Source organism: Nonomuraea composti (assembly GCF_012034275.1).
Classification (GTDB): domain Bacteria; phylum Actinomycetota; class Actinomycetes; order Streptosporangiales; family Streptosporangiaceae; genus Nonomuraea; species Nonomuraea composti.
Genome location: NZ_JAATEP010000016.1, coordinates 111,880 through 135,458, shown reverse-complemented (window position 1 = coordinate 135,458; position 23,579 = coordinate 111,880). Strand labels below are relative to the sequence as shown.

Genomic DNA, 23,579 nt, shown 5'->3' with positions numbered 1-23,579 from the left:
TGCCGGCGTTTCGACCTGCGCGAAAGGATCCCCATGACCACCACCCCCGCCAGGGGCGGGACCACCCTCGCCCTGGCCACCCTCTTCCTCGGCACGTTCGTCCTGGGCAGCGCCGAGCTGCTCGTGGTCGGCCTGCTCAACCTGATCGCCGCCGACCTGCGCGTGAGCGTCCAGGCGGCGGGCGCGCTGGTGACCGCCTACGCCCTCGGCGTGGCCGTCGGCGGCCCGCTGCTGACCGCCCTGACGATCAGGCTGAACAAGCGGACCGTCCTGACCGGGGCGCTCGCCCTGTGCGTGGCGGGCAACCTGGTGCCGGTGCTGACCGCCGATCACGGCCTGTTCGTCGTGGCGCGCGCCCTGACCGGCGCGCTCGGCGGCCTGTTCGTCGCCGTCGCCTTCGTGGTGGGCATGTCGGTCGTGCCGCCGGAGCGTATGGGGCGGGCGATCTCGGCGGTGTTCGGCGGGTTCGCGGTGTCGGGCGCGCTGGGCGTGCCCCTCGGCACGCTGCTCGGCCAGGTGGTGGGCTGGCGGGGCGCGTTCCTCGCCGTCGTGGCGCTGGCCGTGCTGGCCCTGGTGGCGGCGCCGCTGCTGCTGCCGTCGGTGCCCGGCTCCCAGGGTGGCGCCGGCGACCAGGCCAGGCACGCGTTCGCGCCGCGGGTGCTGGCGATGCTCGTCCTGCAGTTCCTGGTCTTCGCCTCGCTGTACGCGGCGCTGACGTACATCGTGCCCTTCCTGGAGCGGGTCACCGGCGTCTCGGGCGCGCTGGTCAGCGTGTTCCTCCTGGCCTACGGTGCCGCGTCGGCGGCGGGCTCGTTCGCCGGCGGCCGGTTCGCCGACCGGGACGCCGCCCGCACCCTCACGGTCGCGACCGTCATGACGGCGCTCTGCCTGGGGGCGCTGTACCTCGCCGGCGCGGTCGCGTTCCTGGTGGTGCTGGTGCTGCCGGCCTGGGGCCTGTTCGCGATGGGCATGGTGCCGTCGCTGCAGTACCGCGTGGTGCACCTGGCCGGCCCCGGGGGCGCGCTGGCCTCCTCGCTGCCGGCCTCGGCGGCCAACCTGGGCATCGCCGCCGGCTCGGCCGCCGGCGGCGCGGCGATCGGCGGCTCCACCGCCTCGGCGCCGGTGATCGCCGGCCTGGTCATCGCCGTGCTCTCCGTACCGGTCGCCTGGGGGACGGGCTTCCTGAAGCCGCCGGCCCCGGAGCGGGAGCCCGCCTCGGAGGCCGCGTGACGGGGCCCGCCCCGGCCTAATCCGGTTGCGGCCGGGCCGGCGCACCTGGTGAGGTACCGGATGAAAGGTGCCGCCAGCAGGCACAACGGCGAGAACCAGAAAGACGACGTGCACCTCACCCGACCACCGGCCCCATGGCACAGACTCGCGGTGCTCGCCGCCCTGATGCTGGCCGCGCTCACCTTCAACACCGCGGAGAACCTGCCGGTCGGCCTCCTCGACCTCATCGCGGAAGACCTCCAGGTCTCGCTGTCGGCGGTCGGTCTCCTGGTGACCGGCTACGGCGTGACGGTGGCCGTCACGTCCGTGCCGGTCGCCCACCTGATGCGCGCGGTGCCCCGGCGCCACGTGCTCACGGGGCTGCTGGGGGCGCTCGTGGTGTCCAGTCTGGCGGCGGCGCTGGCCCCCTCGTACGCGGTGCTCCTGGGGGCGCGGCTGCTGACGGCGCTCGCGCAGGCGCTGTTCTGGGCCGTGATGGGGCCGGTCGCGGTGGGCCTGTTCGCGCCCGGGGTGCGGGGGCGGGTGGTCGGGGCGCTGTCCGTGGCCGGCTCGCTGGCCCTGGTGCTCGGCGTTCCGGCCGGGACGTGGCTGGGCCAGCGGACGAGCTGGCAGGTGCCCGTCGCCGCGCTGGCCGCTCTGGGGCTGCTCTGCCTGGTGACGATCGCCGTCCTGTTGCCGACCTCGCGCCCGGAGGAGGAGCCCGCGGCGTACGGGAGCGATCCCGACGTGCGGCGGTTCCGCACGGTGCTGGCGGCCGGGACACTGTCGGCCACGGGCGCTTTCACCGGGTACACCTACGTCGTGGCGTTCCTGGGCGAGGTGAGCGGGTTCTCCCCCGGCTCCGTCAGCGTCCTGTTCGTGGTGTTCGGGGTGGCGTGCCTGGCCGGGGTGAGCGTGACGGGGGCGGTCCTCGACCGGTTCCCGCAGGGCGCGCTGGTGGCGGCCGTGGCCACGCAGGCGGCCGGCCTGCTCGGCCTGTACGCGCTGGGCGCGCACCAGGGGGCGGCGGTGGTGTTCCTGGTGCTGACGGGCGGCGCGCTCGGGCCGGTGTTCATGACCACCCAGAACGCGATGTTGTCCTGCGCGCCGGGCCGCACCGACCTCGCGCTCGCCGCCAACTCCGGCGGCTACAACGTCGGCATCGCGGCGGGCGCGGCGCTCGGGGGGCTGATCCTGCCGCTCGCCGGCGTGCGCGGCACGTTTCTCGCGGGCGGTCTGCTGACCGTCGCCTCCTGCGCGGTGCTGCTCCTCAGCGCCTCCCGTGACAGGGTGCGGCGCTGAAAGTTTCCTCGGGTCTCACCCTCTCCACCAGGGGCGTTGCCGGCGGCGGTCGCCGCGTGCCCGCCCTCGGGCGGCGGATGGCGTACCTTACTCCCGCTCATGAACATCCGCGTCCGTCGCAGAGGGAGTCGTCGTGCGTACATGGTGGGCCCGCGCCGTTGTGTCCGTCCTGATGGTGCCGCTGGCCGCCGCACCGGCCGCGGCCTCCGCCCGTACGGACCCGCGTACCTGCGCGAAGGCGGCCCTGCTGTTCTGCGAGGACTTCCAGGCGCTGCCCACCGGCGGCGCGAGCAGCCTGCGCTGGGGCATCGACACCAAGCACGGCACGCTCACCGTCGAGCGCGGCGCGCGGGGGCAGAAGGTGCTGCGCGTGCACACCGAGGGCAACGGCCGCGCGTTCCTGAAGGTGGACGACTTCGCCGCGCCCGGCAACAGCTTCTACGGCCGGGTACGGCTGCGCGTCTCCGCGTTCCCAACGGCGCCGGACTGGGCGCACTACACGCTGGTCGAGGCGACCGGCGACGGGCCCGAGGTCGTCCGCCCGCTCGGCGGCCAGTACGCCCCGCCGCCCAACGGCGGTGCCGCGTACTGGGGCGTCGGCGCCGACGGTGGCCCCACCGGCGACTGGACGAACTGGCGCACCACCGCGCCCTCCGTCGCCGGGAAGTGGACGTGCGTGGAGTGGCACATGGACGCCGCCGACAACCGGATCTCGCTGTGGTTCGACGGGGTGGCCAAGCCGGAGCTCACCGTGTCCACGCGGGAGCACGGCGGCAACCCGGTGGACTTCGTCTTCCCCCGCTTCGACACGGTCAAGCTGGGCTGGCAGCTCTACCAGGCGAACCCGGCGCCGGCCGCCTTCGACGTGTGGATGGACGACATCGCGCTGAGCGGCAGGCGGGTGGGCTGCTGAGCGCGCGCCTCAGGTTTCGGGCTCGTGGCGAGGCCGCGCGCGGGTCACGTGCGCGGCCTCGCTCGCGGCGGCGTCAGGAGACGGTCAGGTAGAACGCGGTCTCCGCGGCCCACCGGGAGCCTGCCTGGCTGTAGACGGCGATCGTCCGCTCGGCCACGCTGCGGGGCAGGTCACGGCGGACGCACGCGCGGGCGCCGCGTTCCACCGACAGCGAGCGCGCGTGGTCATGACGGCCGATGGGCGTGACGTGCACGGCCACCTCGCCGTCCAGGTCGACGACCTGGTTGAGGAGCACGCAGTAGACGCCCCGGGACGGGTGCCAGACGTCGTCCACGTGCTTGCTCTCGGCCACCGAGCCGTCCGCTTCGATCGTGGCGGAGGCCTGGGCGAACGGGGTCTCCGCGGAGGCGGCCCCCGGCGTGAGGAGGGCGGCGGCCGCCATGGCCGCGGCGGTGAGCTTCCCGGTGGCGGATCGCCTGATGGTGTTCATGTCGGTCGTATGTCCTTTCGGCCGGGTCAGGAGACCAGCAGATCGAAGCCGCTGTCGGCCAGGCGCCCGGTATGCGTGCTGTAGACGTTGACGGTGATGGTGTTCTCCAGCCGGCACGTGGCCGACGGGTGGCGGTAGGCGATGTGCGGCAGGCGCAGCGCGTGGCGCGGCGTGAGCTGGATGAGCGAGTCGCGCGCGTCGATGTAGTGGCTGAGCTGGACGCAGTACCGGCCGGTGCCCGCGCGCCAGGCCTTGATGACGTTCTTGCCCTCGTTGAGCGAGCCGTCGGCGTCGATGATCGCGGCGGCGCGCGCGTACGGGGCCTTGAAGTCCGCGTGCGCGGCCGGTCCGGCGATGACGGCCAGGCCGGTGGCGGCGAGCGCGAGGCAGCCGGAAAGAGCACGACTGAGCATGAGGAATCCCCCTTTGTTGCGGCTGATAGGAACCACAACGAAAGGTAAGTTCGCGGGGGCCCGCGCGACGCTCGCCACCCCGTGCCGGCCGATCAAGGTTTTTTGCCCGGCCGCACGTGAACTTCTGGCCCCTTCGCCGCGTCCTGCCCGCCTCCGCCCGCCGGGAGGTGGCCGTGCCGCGAGAGCGCGGCGGCTGACTCATCCTTTACCGGTGCCGCCCGCCGTCACACGCGGAAGCGGCCCCGTACGTACGGGGCCGCTCCCTCTGATCTGTCGTGTCTCAGGCGTGGGCGGATCGGTGGCCGCGCATCTGGGGCACGGCGACCCACAGCCCGGCCGCGACGGCCAGGACGCCGGCGATCCACGCCGTCCACGCGGCGCCCATCTGGTCCTGGAACCCGAAGACCCACGGGGCGACGATGAGCAGCACGCCGAGCACCACGTGCGTCCACTCGCTCATCAGCGCGCCGGGCACACCCAGCGACCACAGAGCGCCGATGGCCAGCAGGGCGCCCAGGATCACGAGCGACCAGGTGCCGCCCGCGGTGTCGGGGGTGAACCAGAGCGGGGTCAGCGCCGTCACCACGCCCACGACGAACGCCAGCCAGTCCTGCCAGCGGACCCACTTCCTGTCCATGAGACCACCTCCTCGGCCGGTCGCCTGCCTTGTCCTTTCGTGCCTGCGGCGACGGCCCAGCCGGTTGACTTCCGAGCACTCACCGATGAGGAGTGCCACCTTCTATGTAACGACTTGACCCGGCGTTCCGCAACTTGTGCCGACTCCTTCCCCGAGCAGGACCGATGCCGGGAACTTACAACTGAAGTTTGATGTTTACTGCAAATGGGAAGGAAAGTAGACGGAGATCGAGGAAGGAGCACTGTCATGGTTCTGGCCGGCCCGCTCACCGGCGGGCAGCCCGCGACCAGCGTGGGCTCTTACACCACCCACGAGCAGGCACAACATGCCGTGAGCTTCCTGGCCGACAACGACTTTCCGATCGACCGGGTCAGCATCGTCGGGTCGGACCTGCGGCTCGTCGAGACGGTCCTGGGCCGCCTCACGCCGGCACGCTCCGCCCTGGGCGGGGCGGGCACCGGTGCCTGGATCGGCCTGCTGGCCGGCCTCATCAGCGGCATGGCCGGCGCCGGAGCGGCCTCGCTCCTGGCCATCGGGCTGATCGGGGCGCTGTTCGGGGCCGCGTTCGGCGCCGTGTTCGGCCTGGCGGCGCACGCCTCCACGCGCAAGATCAGGGGGCTCGTCTCCCGCAGCAACGTCGTCGCCCAGCGGTACGAGGTGCTGGTCCCGCGCGACCTGGCCGAGGAGGCCCGCAACCTGCTGATCAAGCACGAGTGGCGCACGAGCTGAGACATCGTCCCACCAATCTCTCAACGTTGAGCTATTTGACAACAGACTATCCGACCGTCTTAGGCTCGGCTACATCAATATCTCAACGTTGAAAGGTTGGCCTCCTGATGCGCCGCCACCTCGCCGCCGCACTGCTCGCACTCGGGCTGATCGCCTCGACGGACGCGCCCGCGCAGGCGTCGGAGTTCCCCAGCACGATCCGCCTTCCCGACGGGTTCCGCCCCGAGGGCGTCCTGACCGGCCCCGGCCCGTTCGCCTACGTCGGCTCCATGGCCGACGGCTCGATCTACCGGGTCGACCTGCGCACCGGCCGCGGCGCCACGTTCAGCAAGGGGCCCGGCACCCAGGCGCTCGGCCTGCACGCCGACGGGCACGGCCACCTGTTCGTGGCCGGCGGCACCGGCGGCGACCTGCGCATCCTCGACGCCCGCAGCGGCCGGCTGCTCGCCACCCACCGGCTGACGACCGAGGCCGCCTTCGTCAACGACATCACCTTCAGCCAGGGCGCCGCGTGGATCACCGACTCCACCAACCCCGTCCTCTACAAGCTGCCGCTGCGCGGCGACCGGCTGCCCGGCCCGCCGGTCCGGATCCCCCTCACCGGCGACATGACGTACGGCTCCGGCTTCAACGCCAACGGCATCACCCCCACCCCCGACGGCCGGGCCCTGCTCGTCGTGCAGTCCAACACCGGCGACCTGTTCCGCGTCGAGCCGTCCGGCGCCACCCGCCGGGTGGACCTGCACGGCGAGACCCTCGTGGAGGGCGACGGCCTGCTGCTGCACGGCCGGACCCTCTACGCCGTACAGAACCGGTGGAACGCCGTGGCCGTCCTCCAGCTCAACGATGACGGCACCGAGGCGCGCGTGGTCCGCCGGTTGCGCAGCGAGCGGTTCGACTGCCCGGCGACGGTGGCGGCGTTCGGGTCGCGGCTGTACCTGCCGAACGCCCGCTTCGACACGGCGCCGACGCCGCGGACGCCGTACACGCTGGTCGCGATCCCCCGCCAGTAGCTCTCCGCGCGGCCCTGGGAGCACGACCGCCCACCGCGCCCGCGTTCCTGGGAGATCGTCAGGGCCAGGCTCGGAGCTCGGCGCCGTCCGGGTCCTCCAGCAGCTCCCACGTGCCGCCGATGCGCATGGTGGCGCGGCGGGCGGTGTCGTAGCGGTCCCAGCCGGGGTCGCCGGTCGTGGCGAAGGCCACCCAGGCCGCGTGCGTCCGGGCGGCCAGGTCCGGCGGCGGCGCGTCCGGGCCGAGCAGGGCCTGGGGGCCGTGCAGCGCGGGCAGGCCGGTGACGTCGAAGACGAACGGCAGCTCCACGGCGTGGGCCGCGCCCAGCTCGCCGCCGAGCGCCTTCGAGCGCCACGCGAAGGAGTAGCGGTGGGTGGCGGCGGCGCTGCCGGTGTGCGCGTCGGCCAGGCGGCGGCTGCCCACGCCGAACAGGGCGTCACCCATGATGGCCGCGCGCAGCTCCCCGTGCGACGCGTGCGGCCTGGCCTTGCGGTAGACGGCGACGAGGTGGGCGGGCCGGGGGTGCGAGCGGGCGGCGGCGTCCACGTCCGCCGCCGTCGAGGTGGACAGGCTCCCGAACGGCGCCAGGTAGAGGTTGCCCTCCTCCGTGTTCGTGCCCACCAGCAGCTCCACGTCCGCGCCCCGGCCCGCCGCCACGGCCGCGGCCGGCTGCCGGTCGAGCACCACGCTGAACGGGCTCAGCCCGATGAGCGGGTCCCGATGGGTCTCGGTGCTCAGGTCGAGGCCCGACAGCTCGGGCATGACCTCGACGAGCCGCCGGTCGGGAACGCCGGCGAAGGCGCCGGCATGCGGCTCGACCCCGAGAGCGCGGGCCGCCGCGCGGGTCACCCGGGCGGCCTGCTCCGGGGTGAACGCGCCCAGGCCGCTGCCGCTCTGCACGATCGCCCGCCGGAACAGCCCCTCGGCCTCCGGCGTGGCCAGCACGGCGCCCACGATCGTGGCGCCCGCGGACTGGCCGGCCAAGGTGACCCGGTCCGGGTCGCCGCCGAACGCGGCGATGTTCTCGCGCACCCAGCGCAGGGCGGCGATCACGTCGAGCAGGCCGCGGTTGGCGGGCGCGCCGGGCAGGTCGAGGAAGCCCGCGATGCCCAGCCGGTAGTTGAGCGTCACGAGGACGACGCCGTCGCGGGCGAAGGAGGCGCCGTCAAGGACGCCGGCCCGGGTGGAGCCCGCCACGAACCCGCCGCCGTGCACGAACACCATCACGGGCAGGCGCTCCCCCGCCGCGCCCGGCGTCCACACGTTGACGGTCAGGAAGTCGTCGCCGGGCACCCAGCCCGGCCCGAAATAGGGGGTCATGTCCACGCTGCCGAGCCTGCGTTCGGCCTGCGGCGCGGTCGGCCCCGGCGCGGTGGCGTCCCGCACGCCGTCCCAGGGGGCGTGCGGCCGCGGGGCGGCGAACCGGGCGGCGCCGGTCGGCGCGGCGGCGTACGGGATGTTCATGAACGCGGTCGTGCTGTCGCGCCGCAGCCCGCGCACGAGCCCCTGGGCGGTGCGGACGGTGTCGTGGCGGCTCATCGGGCATCCTCCGAGATGTCGGCGAACGGGGCCCAATCCTTGACGGCGAACCCGTTCCCCGCACGGGCCACCTCGGCCGCCCCTGCCCCGCCCAGGTGCGCGGGGAACACCAGCGCGCGGTGGTCGGCGGCCCAGCCGAGGATCCGGCGGCGGGTGGCGCGCGCCCCGGCCGGGTCCTCGCAGAAGCAGCTGTTCGCGTCCGGCTCCACGATCTGCACCGGATTGTGCAGCAGGTCGCCGACGAACACCGCGCGATCCGTACCCGAGGCGAGGGTCAGCACCGAGGACCCCGGCGTGTGCCCCGGCGCGAGGTCCAGGCGCAGGTTGGCGTCGATCGTGTACGAGCCCTCCCACAACGTCGTCAGCCCCGCCTCGTGGACGGGGGCCACGCTGTCCTCGAACACGTTCTGGTTGCCCCGCCCGAGCACCGACCTGTGCTCGTTCGCCGGGTTCCAGAAGTCGAAGTCGGCCTTGGCGATGAGGTACGTGGCGTTCGGGAAGGTCGGCACCCAGGAGCGGCCGTCCAGGAACGTGTTCCAGCCGACGTGGTCCACGTGGAGGTGCGTGTTCACCACGACGTCCACGTCCTCGGGGCGCACGCCCGCGGCGGCCAGGTTGTCCAGGAAACCGGTGTCGAGCCGGCTCCAGACCGGGGCGTAGGGACGCTCCTTGTGATTGCCGACGCCGGTGTCGACGACGATGATCCGTCCCTCGCTGCGCAGCAGCCAGGTCTGGATCGCGGAGTTCACGATCCGCGTGCCCGGGTCCACGAAGTGCGGCTCCAGCCAGGAGGAGTGCTCCTCCCAGGTGCGTGGCGTGCTCTCCGGGAAGAACGTCTCCGGCGTCATGTCGACGGGGCCGTAGTATTCACGGACCCTCGTGACGGTGACGTCACCGAGAGTGATTTCGTTGGCAGGCAATGGCCATCCTTGATCTCGACGATTCGTGATGGATGCGGCGGATCCGCCGCCGTCCATCGTGCGCCGTCACCCATGGGCGGCGGTATGCGTCAGGTGACTGCAATCGGGGCTTGCTACCGTGACAGGCGGGTGTGAGGACCTGCGGCTATGCCGTACGGTCCGTGGTCGGTGAGACTCCTGGAGGTCCTGTGGGCGAGCGGGCCCTGCCCGTCGGACGGGACGTGATCGTCGGACGGGACGTGATCGTCGGACGGGACTCCGAGCTCGATCGGCTCTCCGCGCTGGTTGCGGGCGCGGCCGGCGACGGCGGGCGGGTCCTGCTCCTGTCCGGAGCCGCCGGGATGGGCAAGAGCACCCTCCTGGAGTACGCCGCCCGCCGCGCCGGGGAAGCGGGCCGCCGGGTGCTGCGGGCGAGCGGCCGTGAGTCGGAGAGAGACCTGGCCTTCGCGGCCCTGCACCAGCTCCTCCGCCCGGTACTGGACGAGGCCGCCCACCTGCCCGACCGACAGCGCCGGGCCCTGCTCGGCGCCTTCGGCTTCGTGTCCGACGCCCCCGATCCCCTGCTGACGAGCGTCGCCGTCCTGACCCTGCTGTCCCAGGTCGCCGAACGGGCGCCGCTCGTGATCGTCCTCGACGACGCCCAGTGGATCGATCCCGCCTCCGCCGACGTCCTCGCCTTCGCCGCCCGCCGCCTCGACGACGACCCCATCACCCTGCTGGCCGCCCTCCGCGACCCCACCCCCGGCCCGGGCGACGGCGGTTTCCCGTTCGCCGACACCCCCGGATACCCGACACGCACACCGGGCCCACTCGACGCGGCCGGATTCCCCACGCTCGCGCTCGGCCCTCTCGACGCCGCCGCGTCCCGGCGGCTGCTCGACCTGCGCGCGCCCGGCCTGGCGGGCCGGATCAGGGAACGCGTGCTCGGCCAGGCCGCGGGCAACCCCCTGGCCCTGCTCGAACTGGCCGCGCACGCCACGCTCGCCCCCGACGACCACGGCCCGCCACCGGTCGGCGAGCGGCTGGCGGCCATCTACGCCGCCCGGCTGGCGGAGCTGCCCGAAGCCGCCCGGCAGGCCCTGGTGCTCCTGGCCGCCGCCGACGCCGAAGATCCCCCGGACGCCGTCCTGGCGCTGCTGCCCGACGCCGACGACAAGATCTGGCTGGCCGTCGAAGAGTCGGGGCTGATCCACCGGGCAGGCCGGCACCTACGCTTCCGCCACCCCCTGATCCGCTCCGCGATCTACCACGCCACCCCGTTCGACGCCCGCCTGGAGGCCCACCGCGCGCTGGCCGGCGCCCTGCGCGACGAGCCGGACCGCCGCGCCTGGCATCTCGCCGCCACCGCCCTCCACCCCGACGCGGAGGTGTCGGCCGCCCTGGAACGAACGGCGGCCAGGGCCCGCCGGCGGGGCGGCTACGCGGCGTCGGCCAAGGCGCTGGCCCGCGCGGCGGAGCTGCGTCCCGACCGCGACGAAAGCGCCCGGCTGCTAACCGACGCGGCCGCCTCGGCCGTCCTCACCGGAGACCTGCCCTGGGTGGAGGAGCTGGCCGGCCAGGCCCGCGCCCGTACCGACGACCCCGCCCTGCTCGCCACCGCCGCGCTGCACGTGGGGCGCCTGTCCGCCCTGACCAGGCGACACGCCGCCGCCTTCGACGAGCTGGCCGGCATCGCCGGCGACCTCGCGCTCACCCACCCGTACATCGCCCTCGACGCGCTCGCCGCCGCCGCGGTGCTGCGCTTCTACTCGGGCGAGGAGTCCCAGCGGCAGGGGATCGACCGCCTCCTGCCCCGCCTCCCCGCCACGCCGCTCCGGGAGTGGGCCCGCATCGTGTCGGACCCGTTCGGCACCGGCCGCGCGGCAGCGGCCCGGCTGCCTGCCCTGATCTCCGCAGCCGGGCGGGGCCATGGAGCGGGCGGCCACGTAGAGGCCCAGGGCACCGACGATCGCGCAAGGACCGGGGACAGCCGTGGAACGGACAATGGCGCAGGGGCAGACCGCCGCGCCGATACCGGAGGTGGTCCCGAACGGCTGACCGCGCTGGCCGTGGCCGCCTGGGTGCTCGACGAGACGCCGCTCGCGATCCGGACGTTCGACGCGGCCGTCCGGTCGTGGAGAAACGCGGGCCCGCTCCCCGACGGGCTCGGCGGCGTGGTCGCGCTGGCCTGCTTCGAGTATGGCCGCTGGGACCAGGCCCGCGCGCTCTGCGCCGAGCTCGGCGCGCTGCCGGCCGCCGCCAGGCTGCACCACGCCGTCGCGTGCGCGCACGCCATCGAGGCCATGGTCGTGGCCGCCCAGGGCGACCCGGCGACCGCCCGCACGCTCGCGGAAGAGGCGCTGCGCCTGGTGGACCCGCTGGAGAGCCGGTCGGTCGCCGTGTACGCGCGCCGCGCCCTGACCACCGCCGCCATCGCCGAAGGCGACTACGAAACCGCCTACGAGCACCTGCGCGGGGTCTTCGGCCCGGGCGGCGACCCCGTCCACTACCACGCCTCCTACCCGGCCCTGCCGGACCTGGCCGAGTCGGCGGCCCGCACCGGCCGTCACGCCGAGGCGATCGAGACCGTCGAGCGCGCGGCCCGCATCCTCGCTCAGGGCGGCTCGCCCCGCCTGCGCGGCCTGGTGCACCGCAGCCGCGCGCTGCTCGCCGGCCCCGACCGGGCCGAGGAGGAGTTCTCGGCCGCGCTGGCCGTGCCCGAGCTGGAGCGCTGGCCGTTCGAGCACGCGCAGGGGCTGCTGGAGTACGCGGAATGGCTGCGCCGCCGTCGCCGGATCGCCGAGGCGCGCCCGTTCCTCACCTCGGCGTACGACACGTTCCGCCGGCTGGGCGCGCGCCCGTGGAGCGAACGCGCCCAGGCGGAGCTGCGAGCGGCGGGCCTGGACGTGGACCCGGCGGTTCCTGGCGCCCTGGCCCGCCTCTCACCTCAACAGCAGCAGATCGTCCGGCTGGCCGCCCGCGGGCTGACCAACCGCGAGATCGGCGAGCGGCTCTTCCTGTCGCCGCGCACCGTCGGCTCGCACCTCTACCGCACCTTCCCCAAGCTGGGCGTCACGGCCCGCTCCCAGCTCCGCGACGTGGTGGAGGCGGCGGGCGCGGACGGCGACCCTGCGTGGGCCGGCGGCTGGTGACGGGGTGACGGGGTGACATCCGCCCCGGACACCGCCGAACCGCCGGGCCGTCACACCAGCCGGGTGACCTTGCCGGTGTCGAGCGAGTAGTACCCGCCCACGACCTTGAGCTTCCCTGCCGCGATGCGCGGGGCGAGCAGCTTGTCGGACTTGAGCTCGGCCACCACGTTGGTGGTGTTGATCCGGATCATCCGGTCCACGTCCCCGTGGGCCTGCTCGTAGGCCGGTCGCAGGTCGTCGACGATGCGCTGCAGGTGACCGGGCAGCTTGGTGCCGTGCTTGAGGGCGTCGGCGGCGGCGGTGACCGCGCCGCACCGCTGGTGGCCGAGCACCACGATCAGGGGCGTGTCCAGCTCGGCGGGGCCGTACTCGATGGCGCCGGAGACGAGGGGGTCGATGGTCTGGGCCGCGCTGCGTACGGTGAGGATGTCCCCGACCCCCAGGTCGAAGACGATCTCCGGGGCGACGCGCGAGTCGATGCAGGAGACGACCACCGCATACGGTTGCTGCTTCTGGGCGGCCTCGGCCCGCCGGGCGAGATCCTGATGGGGGTGGACGGAGGCGTCGGCGGCCCAGCGCCGGTTGCCCTCGCGCAGCTTCGCCCACGCCTCGTCCGGGGTGCCGGCCCGCCGCGCGGAGTCCCGTGCGAGGCCGTGCGCCACCCCGCCGTCTAACAGGACCCCGCCGACGACCAGCCCAGCGGCGAGCAGTACTTTACGACGGTCAATGATCTTCTCAGACATGGGATCCAGTATGCGGTACACCGGATACGCCACTTTCGCCGGGGTACCGGTTAACTGGACGATTTACACCTTGCCGCCCCACCGGGTGTAGCGGGTCTCGACGCAGAGGTGCCGGCCGCGCACGCCTTGAGGTCGGAGCCGGAGAACCACGGCGGCCTGCGCGGGTGCGGCGCTCATGAAAGGGAGGTGGAAAGCGCCGAGAGAACGGTGATCGTCTTGTTCACGAGGGATCATCATGCCGTACCGGCCTGTCGGCCCTCGATGGCCACCGCGGATTCGTGTGGCCCGTTCCTCATGGCCCTGGTGGGGCTGTCAGGCCGGTTCGAGGCGGTCGGCGAGGCGGCGGAGGGTGAGCGCGAACCGGACGCGGAGGCGCGGCAGGACCTGCCGGCGTGGGCGGGGTGGGATCATGCGTGAGCGGGCGGCCTCGGCTCGCCGCTCGGCCAGGTCCGCGCGGATGCGCTCTTCATGCAGGCCGTACATGGAGGGCCCTTCACGGTTCTTCGGGGAAGGCGTGGTAGAAGGTGAAGACCGGGCGGGTGTCCGGCGGGGCCTCGTTCGCTTCTACCCGTGATCGGCTCAGCTCGCGCCACGGCTGCAGCACGGCGTTGAGCTGGTCGGCGAGCCGGGCGAGCTCGTCCGGGGTGAGCCGCAGGTGGTGGCTGCCGCCGAACGACGCGTTCTGCCAGTACTCGGGGAGCGCCGTGCGCGTGCGTTCGAACTGGCGCAGCCGTTCGAACTGGTCGATCACCCACTGCGACGTCCATGCCTGCACCACCGCCCTGGCCTCCGCGGTTTCGAGGTTCACCACGGCCAGCCCGCCCATGGCGGCGCGGACCCAGCGTTCCCGGCTGTCGCGGGCGAGCTCCGGCACGTCCTCGATCAGGTCGTGCCTCTGCATCTGCCGCAGGTGGTAGCTGACCTGGCCGGGGTCGGCGTCCATCCGCCTGGCCAGCTCGCTCACGGTGACGGGGCCGATCCGGAACAGGAGGCTGAAGAGCTTCATCCGGAACCGGCTGGTCATGACCCTGAGCACGTCCAGGTCGTCGATCTGTCGCATGGTCACGACCGTAGGACCCACGCGTGAGGCTGCTCAAGGCTTCTACTGGATCTTGAAATGCCGGCCGGTGGAGGCGTCAGCACACGATGAAGATGCTCTTCCAGCCCACCGGCGTGCGCTGCTCGGCGTTCCTGTTCGAGGCCAGCGTGAAGTGGGCCACGCCCTGGGCGTTGGGCTGGTTGTACATGCGCCCGCTCTGGCCGTCGCCGTACCACTTGTAGGAGCCGTTGAAGGGGATGTTCGACACGCCGCACCGGTCGATGACGACGCTTCTGCCGGTGAAGCCGGGGCCTTCGTAGGCGACGTACTGCGAGGCGTAGGCGGCGCCCGCGGTGCCGGCGACGATGGCGGCGGTGAACACGGAGGTGAGAACGAACTTCTTCACGCGGGTCCTTCCGACGGAACTGACTGCGGAAAGTAATGGTAGCGGCACTCTCCGCAGTCGCCCAAGCCTTTTCCGTCACGCAGCCGCGCCCCCGCCCCTAGGATCACGCTTTATGATCATTCGTTTATCCGCCGGGGCGGCCGTGGGCCTGGCCCTGTTCGCCGGCCCCGCGCTCGCCGAGCCGGTCAAGGGCGCGCCCGAGCTGACCCACAACGCCCTCTACAAGGCGGCCAAGCTGCCCAAGGTCGCCTGCAAGCTGGACAAGGGCACGAGCGGTGCCTCCACGAAGAAGTACGTCACCACCCTCGTCGGCTGCCTGAACAAGGCGTGGAAGCCGGCCATCAAGGGCTTCGTCCCGGTCAAGGTGGTGTTCAAGGACGCCGACGACAAGGAGTCGTGCTCCACCGGCATGGGCGTCAGCGGCTCCTTCACCGAGATCTGCGCCACGCAGCTGCACGTGCGGCTGGCCGACGACTGGATCAAGGCCAAGAGCGACGTGGCCGTGTTCACCTCCGTCGTGCGGACGTGGGGCGGGGTGGTGACCGGGCAGACCGGCATCGGGCAGGCGTGGTGGGCGCTGGAGAACGACGCGTCCGAGACGGTCATGGACGAGCACAACCGCCGCTACTACCTGCAGATCGCCTGCTTCTCGGGGGTGTCGGCGAAGGCGCTGGGGCGTCAGGTCAAGGACTGGAAGCCGATTCTCAAGGTGCCGGAGTTCTGGCCCAACCGGTTCCAGGGCAAGACGGCGAACCGCCTCTACTGGATGGACAAGGGGTACAAGGCGGGTAAGCCGGGCGCTTGCAACACCTGGACGGCCAGCTCGTCCCGGGTGGCCTGAGCCCGGCTCAACCCGTCCGGGACGCGTGGTCGCGGACGAGATCGTGGAAGCGGTAGCGGCCGGGCGCGGCCTCCCGCAGGAGGTGCGCGTCCAGCAGGTGCTCCAGCAGCCGCTCCGCCTGGGACGCGCCCGTCCCCAGCAGGTCGGCGGCCGTGCTCGGGCCGAACTCCGCGCCGGCGTGCGACCCCAGCAGCCGGTACGCGCGCCGCAGGTCGGAGGGGAGCCGGTCGTAGGAGGCGTCCAGGGCGGCGGCGACGTCGTGCCGTCCCGCCGCCAGCGCGGCCAGCCGGTCGCCGGCGAGCCGGTCGAGCAGGTGCCGCACGCTCCACGTGGGACGCGCCCGCAGCCGGTCGGCGGCGACGCGGACGGCCAGCGGCAGCCACCCGCAACGCGCCACGACCTCGTGCAGGTCGTCGCGCGGCACGCCCGCCACCCGTTCCCATCCGGCCACGCCGGTGAACAGGGCGACCGCCGCCGCCGGGGACAGGACGTCCAGCGGCAGGCCGCGGGCGTCGCCGAGCCCGCTCAGGCGGCGGCGGCCGGTGACGATCACGCGGCAGCCGGGGCCGCCGGGCAGCAGCGGGTGGATCTGGTGCTCGTCGAGGGCGTCGTCCAGCACGATCAGCACCCGGCGCCCGGCCAGCACGCTGCGGTACAGCGCGGCGCGGTCGTCCAGGTGCTCAGGGACGTCCGCGCCGGGCACGCCGAGGGCGCGCGCCATCCGGGCCAGGGCCTCGCCCGGCTCGGCCGGTCGCCGGCCGCGGGCGTGGCCGCGCAGGTCCACGAAGAGCTGCCCGTCGGGGAAGCCGGGGGCGAGCCGGTGGGCGGCGTGCACGGCCAGGGCCGTCTTGCCCGTTCCCGCCATGCCGTCGATGGCGACGACCGGCGCCGGGCCCGCGTGGTGGTCGCCGGTGAGGGCCGCCAGCTCGTCCTCCCGGCCGATCAGACTCGCGAGGCCGGCGGGCAGCTGCCGGGGGACGATCGTGGTCACGGCCGGCTCGCCCGCCTCTCCGGCCAGCAGCTCCCGTTCCGCGCCGTCCAGCTCCAGGGCCTGCGCCAGCAGCAGGACGGACCTGCTGCGCGGCTGCCAGAGGCCTCCGTTCTCCAGCCGCCGCACGGTCCGCACATTGAGCCCCGCCTTCTCGGCCAGTTGCTCCTGGGTCATCAACGCCCGCTTCCGCCATCCCCGCAGCAGTGTCCCCGCAGAATCCAACGTGTCCCCCGTCGATCAACCATCAGGCGTCCATCAGAATCGCGTTGGAGCCGTTCCGGCCACAGGTGGGACGACATTGGACGAAATCGGACGACAACCGTTTGATGCCAGTGGCCCGGTTTGTCAGAATGACCGCCATGGGCGAGCGGGGTGATCATCCCAGCGAGATCTGCCCCTACCAGGGCCTGGCCCCGTTCGAGCAGGGCGCGGCCGAGCTGTTCTTCGGCCGCACGCGAGCCACCCGCGACCTCCTCGAACGCCTGGGGCGGCGACTGGCCGGCCGCGGCGCCGTCCTGCTCGTCTCGGGCGCCTCGGGCGTCGGCAAGTCGTCGCTGTTACGGGCGGGCCTGCTCCCGGCCGTGGCCAAAGGGGAACTAGGGGCGTGGCGGTGCCTGCTCACCACGCCCACCGCGACCCCGTTCCGCACGCTGGCCGAGGTCTGGGCCAAGGAGTTCGGCGGGGACGCGGAAACGGTGGCCGAGCGGCTGCGCGACGACCCGCGGCGGCTCCTGCCCGGAGGGGACGACCGGCTCCTGCTGGTGGCCGACCAGTTCGAGGAGCTGTTCACCCTGGTGGCCGACGAGCGCGAGCGCCAGACGTACGTGGCCGCCCTGCACGCCCTGACCGGCGGCCCGCACGGCGCCGCGGTGGTCGTCGGGGTGCGCGCCGACCACTGGGACCGGTGCGCCGCCTACCCCCGCTTCGCCGAGGCCATCCAGGACGGCCAGGTCATCGTCGAGCCGATGACGGAGGCGGACCTGCGGCTGGCCATCACCGGCCCGGCCGCCGCCGCCGGGCTGAAGATCGAGCCCGGCCTGGTGGAGACCATCCTGGCCGAGCTGCGGGCGGGGCTCGGCGCGGGCGACCGTCCCCTGCCGGGCGCGCTGCCCCTGCTCTCGCAGGCGCTGCGCAACACCTGGGAACGGCGTGCGGACGGCACCCTGACCCTGCGCGGCTACGAGGAGTCGGGCGGGGTGCGCGACTCCGTGCGCCGCACCGCCGACGAGGTGCTGGAGCGGCTGCCGCCGGAGGACCGCAAGGCCGCGCTGCGGATCTTCCGCCGCCTGACCCTGATCACCGCGGGCGGCCAGGTGGCGCGGCGCGCCGCGCGGCTGGCCGAGCTGCACGCCGCCGCCTCCGCGCACACCGAGCAGCGGCGCGAGCAGGTCGGGGCGCTGCTGTCCGCGTTCGCCGACCGGCGCCTGCTCACCCTGCACGTGGACAGCGCCGAGATCGCCCACGACGCCCTCCTGACCGCCTGGCCCGCCCTGCGGCAGTGGCTCGAACCCGACCTCGCCGCGCAGGCCGTCTACGACCGGCTGGTGGAGGCCGCCGCCCAGTGGGACGGCAACCACCGCGACCCCGCGTTCCTCTACCGGGGCGCCCGGCTGCTCGCCGTGCAGGACAGCCGGCCCCGCTGGGAACGCGACCCCGACAGCTTCCCGCCGCCGGGGCCCGTCGTGGAGAGCTTCGTCGCGGCCTCCACGCGGGAGGTGCGGCGGGCCGGCCGCCGCCGCCGGCTCGCCGTGGCGGGCCTGGCGATGGTGTCGGTGCTCGCCCTCGCCGCCGCCGCCATCGCCGTCAACGCGGCCGACGAGGCCGGCCGGCAGCGCCGGGTGGCCCTTTCCCGCCAGCTCGCCGCGCAGAGCGAGGTCACCGGCGACGTCGCCCTGTCCTCGGTGCTGGCCGTGGCGGCCTGGAACCTCGCGCAGACCGACGAGGCCCGCAACCGCCTGCTGTCGGCGGCGACCAGCACCGGCCGGGGCAAGCTCACCGGGCACACGCGCGGCGTCACGTCCCTGGCGTTCAGCGCCGACGGCTCGACCGTCGCGACCGGCGGCGCCGACGGCACCGCCCGCCTCTGGGACACCGCGACGCGCCGGCAGCTCGGCGCCCCGATCACCCGCGCCAGGTTCGAGTGCTCGGACGTCGAGGTGGCCCTCAGCCCCGACGGCCGCACCCTGGCCACCGCGTGCCTGAGCACCGTCCGCTTCTACGACGTGGCCACCCGCCGCCGACTCGGGCCCGACGTGAAGCAGGAGGAGGTCGTGTCGGCGCTGGAGTTCAGCCCGGACGGCAGGACGCTCGTGACGGGCGACTTCAGAGGCGTCGTCCGGCAGTGGGACGCGGCCACGCACCGCCCGCGCGGCCCCGCGATGGGCCGCCCCGACCACGGGCCGGAGCTGGCGAGCATCGTCCAGCGGGTGGTGTTCACCAGGGACGGCAGGACCCTGGCCGTCGCGCGGGGCCGGGCCGTCCGGCTCTGGGACGCCGCCACCTCACGCCCGCTGGGCGGCCCGATCGCCCGGCAGAGCAAGCCCTTGCTCGATATCGCGTTCAGCCCGGACGCGAGGACGCTGGCGACCGTGGGCTTCGACAACGGCGCCGGGCTGTGGGACGTAGCGTCGGGCGAGCGCAAGGCCGTGATCAAGGACAGCATCTACGGCTTCTACTCGGTCGCCTTCAGCCCCGACGGCACCCGGATCGCCACCGGCGGGCGCTCCGGCCGTACCGTCCTGTGGGACACCGCCAGCCGGCAGCGGGTGCTCGCGCTCCAGGACAACCCCATGAGCGTCAGGCGGGTGGCGTTCAGCGCGGACGGGAAGCTGCTGGCCGCCGCCAGTGACGACGGCGTGGTCCGGCTCGCCGACCCGCAGGTCCACCTGCAGATCGGCCGGCCGGTGCCGGCGGAGAACGCCGTCGCGCTGAGCCCCGACGGGCGGATCCTGGCGACCGGCGGCCCCGGCAGGAACGACCCCGCCGTCCACCTGTACGACGCGGCCACCCAGCGGCCCCTCGGCCCGCCGCTGCGCGCCCCGGGCGCCCGCGGCGCCGTCATCAAGATCGCGTTCGCGCCCGATGGGCGCACGCTCCTGACCTCCGCCATGGACGGCCTGCGCGTCTGGGACCTCGCGAGCCGCCGCGTGCTCGCCCATGACCGCACGTTCGACGGCCTGGCCGAGTTCAGCCCGGACGGCAGGTTCGCCGCCGTCCAGCACGAAGGGGCCATCGCGTTCTGGGACGTCGCGACCCGCCGCGAGTTCGGGCCGCGCATCCGCGTCGCCGACCACACCGACGTCATCACCGGCCTGGCCATCAGCCCCGACGGCAGGACGCTGGCCAGCGCCGGCTTCGACTCGCGGGTGCGGCTGTTCGACGTGGCCACCCGCCGCCAGATCGAGGGCACCCCGCCCGCCGTCGCCGGCGGGCTGGTCAACGACCTGGCCTTCAGCCCCGACGGCGCGACGCTGGCGTTCACGGCGGCCGACGACGCCGTGCGGCTGTGGGACGTCCGGCTGCGCCGCACCAACGGCGTCGCCCTGGTCCCCGAGGACGACGCGCCCAACGCGCTCGCGTTCAGCAGGAACGGCCAGGTGCTGGCCACCGGCCTGCAGAGCGGCGACGTGCTGCTGTGGGACCTGCGCACGCACCGGCCCCTCGGCGACCCCATGACCGGCCACACCCGCGGCGTCGTCGCGCTCGCCTACGCCCCCGACGGCACGGCGGTGGCCACCGTCTCCGGCGACGGGACCGCGCGCCTGTGGCACACCGGCACCCCCGCCGACCTCGTCGCCGCCGCGTGCGCCAACGCGGGCCGCGCGCTCGGCCGCGGCGAATGGGAGATGCTCATCCCGGAGGAGGAGTACCGCCCGACGTGTTCGTGACGCTCGCACTCACCCTGGACAAGGCCCGCATGTTCGTGCGCGGGCTGCGGCGGCGGACCGGCCGGCCGGTGCCCGAGCTGGTGGACCTGTTCCGCTCGATCATCGACGGCGGCCGGGACTTCCACCCGATCGCCTCCGACTTCCTCCAGCACTTCATGGACGGGGCGGGCACCTCCAGGACGATGTCACTGCGCTGGCTCCGCTCGTTCAAAGTGATCAAGAAAGCCGAGCGCAAGAACCAGCGCCGCTTCGAACGCCAGCTCGTGCGGCGCGCCGCCCGGCTCGGCGAGCACGACTCCGCCTGGCTGCACGACCACTGGGACGCGCGGATCAACGCCTTCATCGGCACCGAGCTGTTCTACGTCAGCAGGATGAGCCTGCTGCGCTCGCAGGGCTCGTTCGTGCTGACCAGGGACGGGCGGGAGGTGCGGGTGTCCGGCACCGTACGGCACCGCTGGTTCGACCCCTACGACTGGGACCGGGGGCGCTGGGTCTACATCCCGCGGCACGGCTTCGTCCCCATCGCCGTCGGGCGGGACCTGGTGGAGGCCGACGAGGCGCGCAACTTCCTCATGGAGGCGCGCCACGTCCAGACCCTGGAAGGGGTGTGCGTGCCCGGGCGGTGGCGCGGGCGCGCGTCCTTCACGTGGGCGCTGGTCAGGACCGGCGACCGATGAGCGCCCAACGTCCCCTCCCGCCCGATCCCGGGCAGGCCGCCGACGTGGCGGAGTTCGTCGCGGCGCTGGTACGGCTGCGGCAGTGGGCCGGCGAGCCGTCACTCAGCCGGCTGCGGTCGCTCGGCGGCCGGATCGCCGCCTCGGACGGCACCATGGTGGACGCGCTGCCCAAGAGCACCACCTCGCACGTGTTGCGGCAGAGCGGGCGGTTGCCGCGGTGGGAGTTCGTGCGGGCGTTCGTCACGGCCTGCCTGCGGTCGTGCGGGCATCCTGAGGAGCTGATCGGTGGGGAGCTCGAACGGTGGCGCGCCGCCCGAGCCGCCCTCGCCGCCCCGGCCACTCCCCCGCCCGCACCCGACGAGACCGCTCCCCCGCCTGACGCGGCTCCTCCGCCTGCATCCGGCGTGGCTCCTTTCCCGCCACCGGATTCCGGCGCGGCTCCTTCTCCGTCGCCTGCGACCGGTGCCTCCTGGGCCGGGCGGGATCCGGCGGTGGAGCTGCTGGTCCGGCGCGTGCTGCGCGAGGAGGACCGGGCGCGCAAAGGGCTGCTGGGCGGCTACGACATCGCACCCGTCTCCTTCGGCCCCGCTCACACCGACCCCTCCGGCCGTGGCCCGGACGACCCGCACACGACCCGCCACTCCGCCCAGAGCCCGGACGACCCGCACACGACCCGCCACTCCGCCCAGAGCCCGGACGACCTGCACACCATCGGCCGCTTCTTCACCGCCCTGCACCCCCGGCGGCTGCTGGTCGTGGGCGAGTCGGGGGCCGGCAAGACGGTCCTCGCCATCGAGCTGGTCCTGCAACTCCTGGAGCCCCGGCTGACCACCGGCGACCCCCCGCGCCTGGTCCCGGTCCGCCTGAACGCGGCCCGCTGGACCGTCGGCAGGCCGTTCGAGACCTGGCTGGCCGAGCAGCTCGTGCAGGACTTCGGCCTCGCGGCCGGCGACGCGCACCGGCTGGTCCGCGACCGCAGGGTGCTCCCGGTCGTGGACGGGCTGGACGAGCTGGACCCCGGCCTGCCGGCCGGGACGCCCCGCCGGGCGATGGGCCTGCTGGCCGAGCTCAACCGCTACAGCGACCTGTCCGGGCGCCGCGCCGGCCCGGTCGTCGTCACCTGCCGCGCCGACCGCTACGCCGAGCTGCGCGCGGCCGGCGTCTGGCTCGACGACGCCGCCCTGATCCGGCTGCGCGACCTGACCGTCGAGCAGATCGCCGTCTACCTGAAGGCCCGCTGGCCGGACGGCCATCCCTGCGCCGGGCACCGCGACGGCATCCAGGCGGCTCTGGCGGGGCCGGCGGGCCGGGCCGTCCACCTCGCGCTCGCCACACCCTGGCGGCTGCTGCTGACGGTCACCGCCGTGGAGTCCGGCGCCGAGCCGTACGAGCTGTTGCGCGCCGATCCGCACGCCGACCCTCGTGCGGGCGCGGACGCGATCGCCGGGCGGCTGCTGGAGGCGTACGTCCCGGCGGCGACCCGGCTGACGCCCCGGGCCGCGCACCGCACCCCGTACCAGCCGGACCAGGTGCGGGCCTGGCTGGTGCGCCTGGCGGCCCACCTGCGCTGGCAGGCCGCCCGCACCGCCGCGACGGACCGGCCGCCGCCCGGCCTGACGGCGATCGACCTGGTCCCCCACCTGCTGTGGCCGATCGGCGGCCGGCGCCTGGTGCGGGTGCTGCACTGCCTGTTCGCGGTGACCCTCGCGGTCGTCGCCATGCTCGCCTTCTGGACGGGCTCAGGAGCCGGCGACGCAAGCCCGGGCATAGGCATGGGCATGGGCATGGGCATGGGCATGGGCATGGACGGGGGCATGGACGGGGGCGCGGAGCAGGCGCTCACTCTCGCACTCATGACGTCCTGGGTGGGAATCGTGACCGGCCTGTCGTGGTCGTCGTGGCCGGCGGCGGCGGGCGGGCGCACGAACGTCCCTCACCGGCGCCGCCTGACGGGCGCGCTGCTCGGCGCGCTGGCGGGCCTGCCCGTCGGCGTGCTCGGCGGCCTGGCCGGGCTGCTCCTGACCGGCGGCCGGGTGTTCGACCTGAGCTTCGCCGTCGTCGCGGGCGGCACCGGAGGGCTGACGCTCGGCACGGCCATCGGGCTGACCGCCGCCGGCCGGCTCGGGGCCGAGCGGATGACCGTCTCCGAGGCGATCCGCGCCGAGCCGATCACGCTGACGGGCTTCGGGTTGTGCGGCGCGCTCACCGGGCTGGCGCCGCTGCGCCTGGCCCACGCCGGACCGGCGGCGCTGGTCGTGGGGGTGAGCGGCGCGTTCGTGCTGGCGTTCGCGCTCGGGGTGGTCTTCAAGATCGCCACCGGCGGGTGGAGCATGGACGCCGAGCTGGCCCACCCGCGCGAGGCCCTGCACCGCAACCCGGTGATCGGGCTGGTGTTCGGCCTGACCGGCGGCGTCGCGGCCTTCCTGGTGTTCGTGATGAGCCGGGGCCTGGCCGAGTCGCTGGCGTGCGCGCTGGTCGGCGGCGTCGCGTTCGGCCTGAGCTTCGGCGCCCTCGCCTGGACCCGCACCATGATCGGCCTGACCGTCGCCGCCACTCGCGGCCTGCTGCCCCTGCGGTTGTGGAGCTTCCTCGACTGGGCCTGCGAGGCCCGCCTGCTGCGCGTCAGCGGCGCCACGTACCAGTTCCGCCACCGCGAGCTCCAGGACTTCCTGACACCTCCCGAGGAGGGGTGACGCGTCGG

At 74.1% G+C, this 23,579-nt stretch carries 20 protein-coding genes; 10 read left to right on the top strand and 10 right to left on the bottom strand.

Annotation, left to right across the window (positions count from 1 at the left end; translation table 11 throughout):
* The first annotated feature begins 33 nt into the window (after positions 1 to 33).
* The 3 genes from HCN51_RS23475 (at position 34) to HCN51_RS23465 (ending at position 3,424) form a co-directional block, all read left to right on the top strand.
* Positions 34 to 1,230: an MFS transporter gene (locus tag HCN51_RS23475; RefSeq protein ID WP_168011606.1), complete on the top strand. Its 1,197-nt coding sequence runs from the start codon at positions 34 to 36 to the stop codon at positions 1,228 to 1,230.
* A gap of 60 nt (positions 1,231 to 1,290) precedes the next feature.
* The gene (locus HCN51_RS23470; protein WP_206067566.1) at positions 1,291 to 2,511 is read left to right on the top strand and encodes an MFS transporter; all 1,221 of its coding nucleotides are present in this window, start codon (positions 1,291 to 1,293) and stop codon (positions 2,509 to 2,511) included.
* Positions 2,512 to 2,644: 133 nt separating this feature from the next.
* Complete coding sequence (locus HCN51_RS23465) at positions 2,645 to 3,424, top strand: hypothetical protein (protein ID WP_168011605.1); 780 nt, start codon at positions 2,645 to 2,647, stop codon at positions 3,422 to 3,424.
* 73 nt (positions 3,425 to 3,497) lie between these two features.
* Here the strand turns inward: HCN51_RS23465 and HCN51_RS23460 are convergent, their stop codons facing one another.
* The 3 genes from HCN51_RS23460 to HCN51_RS23450 all read right to left on the bottom strand — a co-directional run bounded on the left by HCN51_RS23460 (position 3,498) and on the right by HCN51_RS23450 (position 4,964).
* Positions 3,498 to 3,914 (bottom strand): hypothetical protein, encoded by a 417-nt coding sequence (locus tag HCN51_RS23460; protein ID WP_168011604.1) that lies wholly within the window; start codon positions 3,912 to 3,914, stop codon positions 3,498 to 3,500.
* A gap of 26 nt (positions 3,915 to 3,940) precedes the next feature.
* Entirely contained in the window at positions 3,941 to 4,327 is a 387-nt protein-coding gene (locus tag HCN51_RS23455; protein WP_080040207.1) for a hypothetical protein, read from the bottom strand.
* Positions 4,328 to 4,607: 280 nt separating this feature from the next.
* The gene (locus HCN51_RS23450; RefSeq protein WP_168011603.1) at positions 4,608 to 4,964 is read right to left on the bottom strand and encodes an SPW repeat protein; all 357 of its coding nucleotides are present in this window, start codon (positions 4,962 to 4,964) and stop codon (positions 4,608 to 4,610) included.
* A 246-nt stretch (positions 4,965 to 5,210) separates the two neighbouring features.
* Here HCN51_RS23450 and HCN51_RS23445 point away from each other — a divergent pair, with 246 nt between their 5' ends.
* Both HCN51_RS23445 and HCN51_RS23440 read left to right on the top strand, forming a co-directional pair.
* Positions 5,211 to 5,693, top strand: a complete 483-nt coding sequence (locus HCN51_RS23445; RefSeq protein WP_168011602.1) for a general stress protein — start codon at positions 5,211 to 5,213, stop codon at positions 5,691 to 5,693.
* A 107-nt stretch (positions 5,694 to 5,800) separates the two neighbouring features.
* On the top strand, positions 5,801 to 6,706 hold the full coding sequence (locus HCN51_RS23440; protein ID WP_168011601.1) for an NHL repeat-containing protein: 906 nt from the start codon (positions 5,801 to 5,803) through the stop codon (positions 6,704 to 6,706).
* Positions 6,707 to 6,764: 58 nt separating this feature from the next.
* Here HCN51_RS23440 and HCN51_RS23435 read toward each other — a convergent pair whose 3' ends face one another.
* Both HCN51_RS23435 and HCN51_RS23430 read right to left on the bottom strand, forming a co-directional pair.
* A complete protein-coding gene (locus HCN51_RS23435; protein ID WP_168011600.1) occupies positions 6,765 to 8,243 on the bottom strand; it encodes a carboxylesterase/lipase family protein in 1,479 nt (492 codons plus the stop codon).
* Positions 8,240 to 9,148: an MBL fold metallo-hydrolase gene (locus HCN51_RS23430; protein ID WP_346433764.1), complete on the bottom strand. Its 909-nt coding sequence runs from the start codon at positions 9,146 to 9,148 to the stop codon at positions 8,240 to 8,242. Before HCN51_RS23430 ends, HCN51_RS23435 begins: the two co-directional genes overlap by 4 nt.
* A gap of 203 nt (positions 9,149 to 9,351) precedes the next feature.
* Here HCN51_RS23430 and HCN51_RS23425 point away from each other — a divergent pair, with 203 nt between their 5' ends.
* Entirely contained in the window at positions 9,352 to 12,294 is a 2,943-nt protein-coding gene (locus HCN51_RS23425; RefSeq protein ID WP_168011598.1) for an AAA family ATPase, read from the top strand.
* A 50-nt stretch (positions 12,295 to 12,344) separates the two neighbouring features.
* Here the strand turns inward: HCN51_RS23425 and HCN51_RS23420 are convergent, their stop codons facing one another.
* The 4 genes from HCN51_RS23420 to HCN51_RS23405 all read right to left on the bottom strand — a co-directional run bounded on the left by HCN51_RS23420 (position 12,345) and on the right by HCN51_RS23405 (position 14,482).
* Positions 12,345 to 13,037, bottom strand: coding sequence for a carbonic anhydrase (locus tag HCN51_RS23420; protein WP_168011597.1), 693 nt, complete (start codon positions 13,035 to 13,037; stop codon positions 12,345 to 12,347).
* A gap of 312 nt (positions 13,038 to 13,349) precedes the next feature.
* Complete coding sequence (locus HCN51_RS23415; RefSeq protein ID WP_155127919.1) at positions 13,350 to 13,520, bottom strand: hypothetical protein; 171 nt, start codon at positions 13,518 to 13,520, stop codon at positions 13,350 to 13,352.
* A gap of 10 nt (positions 13,521 to 13,530) precedes the next feature.
* Entirely contained in the window at positions 13,531 to 14,097 is a 567-nt protein-coding gene (locus HCN51_RS23410; protein WP_168011596.1) for an ArsR/SmtB family transcription factor, read from the bottom strand.
* Between the two features lie 76 nt (positions 14,098 to 14,173).
* Entirely contained in the window at positions 14,174 to 14,482 is a 309-nt protein-coding gene (locus HCN51_RS23405; protein ID WP_168011595.1) for a MiAMP1 family antimicrobial peptide, read from the bottom strand.
* Between the two features lie 112 nt (positions 14,483 to 14,594).
* Between HCN51_RS23405 and HCN51_RS23400 the strand changes: the two genes are divergently transcribed.
* On the top strand, positions 14,595 to 15,323 hold the full coding sequence (locus tag HCN51_RS23400) for a hypothetical protein (RefSeq protein ID WP_168011594.1): 729 nt from the start codon (positions 14,595 to 14,597) through the stop codon (positions 15,321 to 15,323).
* 7 nt (positions 15,324 to 15,330) lie between these two features.
* On the opposite strand, the gene HCN51_RS23395 is transcribed toward HCN51_RS23400, so the two are convergent.
* Positions 15,331 to 16,536 carry an ATP-binding protein gene (locus HCN51_RS23395; RefSeq protein ID WP_277350068.1) on the bottom strand — a complete coding sequence of 402 codons (1,206 nt, stop codon included), beginning with the start codon at positions 16,534 to 16,536 and terminating at the stop codon, positions 15,331 to 15,333.
* 137 nt (positions 16,537 to 16,673) lie between these two features.
* Between HCN51_RS23395 and HCN51_RS23390 the strand changes: the two genes are divergently transcribed.
* Genes HCN51_RS23390 through HCN51_RS23380 form a run of 3 tightly spaced genes read left to right on the top strand, consistent with a single transcriptional unit; the run spans position 16,674 to position 23,571 of the window.
* Entirely contained in the window at positions 16,674 to 20,201 is a 3,528-nt protein-coding gene (locus HCN51_RS23390; protein WP_168011592.1) for a WD40 repeat domain-containing protein, read from the top strand.
* Positions 20,192 to 20,878: a hypothetical protein gene (locus HCN51_RS23385; RefSeq protein WP_168011591.1), complete on the top strand. Its 687-nt coding sequence runs from the start codon at positions 20,192 to 20,194 to the stop codon at positions 20,876 to 20,878. Before HCN51_RS23390 ends, HCN51_RS23385 begins: the two co-directional genes overlap by 10 nt.
* On the top strand, positions 20,875 to 23,571 hold the full coding sequence (locus HCN51_RS23380; RefSeq protein ID WP_168011590.1) for an NACHT domain-containing protein: 2,697 nt from the start codon (positions 20,875 to 20,877) through the stop codon (positions 23,569 to 23,571). The genes HCN51_RS23385 and HCN51_RS23380 overlap by 4 nt, the downstream gene beginning before the upstream one ends.
* Positions 23,572 to 23,579 lie beyond the last annotated feature (8 nt).

Bases quoted from the DNA above. Each gene is read 5' to 3' on its own strand.
- HCN51_RS23470 (WP_206067566.1), top strand. From the start codon at position 1,291: ATGAAAGGTGCCGCCAGCAGGCACAACGGCGAGAACCAGAAAGACGAC.
- HCN51_RS23435 (WP_168011600.1), bottom strand. From the start codon at position 8,243: ATGAGCCGCCACGACACCGTCCGCACCGCCCAGGGGCTCGTGCGCGGG.
- HCN51_RS23445 (WP_168011602.1), top strand. From the start codon at position 5,211: ATGGTTCTGGCCGGCCCGCTCACCGGCGGGCAGCCCGCGACCAGCGTG.
- HCN51_RS23415 (WP_155127919.1), bottom strand. From the start codon at position 13,520: ATGTACGGCCTGCATGAAGAGCGCATCCGCGCGGACCTGGCCGAGCGG.
- HCN51_RS23440 (WP_168011601.1), top strand. From the start codon at position 5,801: ATGCGCCGCCACCTCGCCGCCGCACTGCTCGCACTCGGGCTGATCGCC.
- HCN51_RS23460 (WP_168011604.1), bottom strand. From the start codon at position 3,914: ATGAACACCATCAGGCGATCCGCCACCGGGAAGCTCACCGCCGCGGCC.
- HCN51_RS23455 (WP_080040207.1), bottom strand. From the start codon at position 4,327: ATGCTCAGTCGTGCTCTTTCCGGCTGCCTCGCGCTCGCCGCCACCGGC.
- HCN51_RS23420 (WP_168011597.1), bottom strand. From the start codon at position 13,037: ATGTCTGAGAAGATCATTGACCGTCGTAAAGTACTGCTCGCCGCTGGG.
- HCN51_RS23475 (WP_168011606.1), top strand. From the start codon at position 34: ATGACCACCACCCCCGCCAGGGGCGGGACCACCCTCGCCCTGGCCACC.
- HCN51_RS23390 (WP_168011592.1), top strand. From the start codon at position 16,674: ATGGGCGAGCGGGGTGATCATCCCAGCGAGATCTGCCCCTACCAGGGC.
- HCN51_RS23410 (WP_168011596.1), bottom strand. From the start codon at position 14,097: ATGCGACAGATCGACGACCTGGACGTGCTCAGGGTCATGACCAGCCGG.
- HCN51_RS23400 (WP_168011594.1), top strand. From the start codon at position 14,595: ATGATCATTCGTTTATCCGCCGGGGCGGCCGTGGGCCTGGCCCTGTTC.
- HCN51_RS23450 (WP_168011603.1), bottom strand. From the start codon at position 4,964: ATGGACAGGAAGTGGGTCCGCTGGCAGGACTGGCTGGCGTTCGTCGTG.
- HCN51_RS23380 (WP_168011590.1), top strand. From the start codon at position 20,875: ATGAGCGCCCAACGTCCCCTCCCGCCCGATCCCGGGCAGGCCGCCGAC.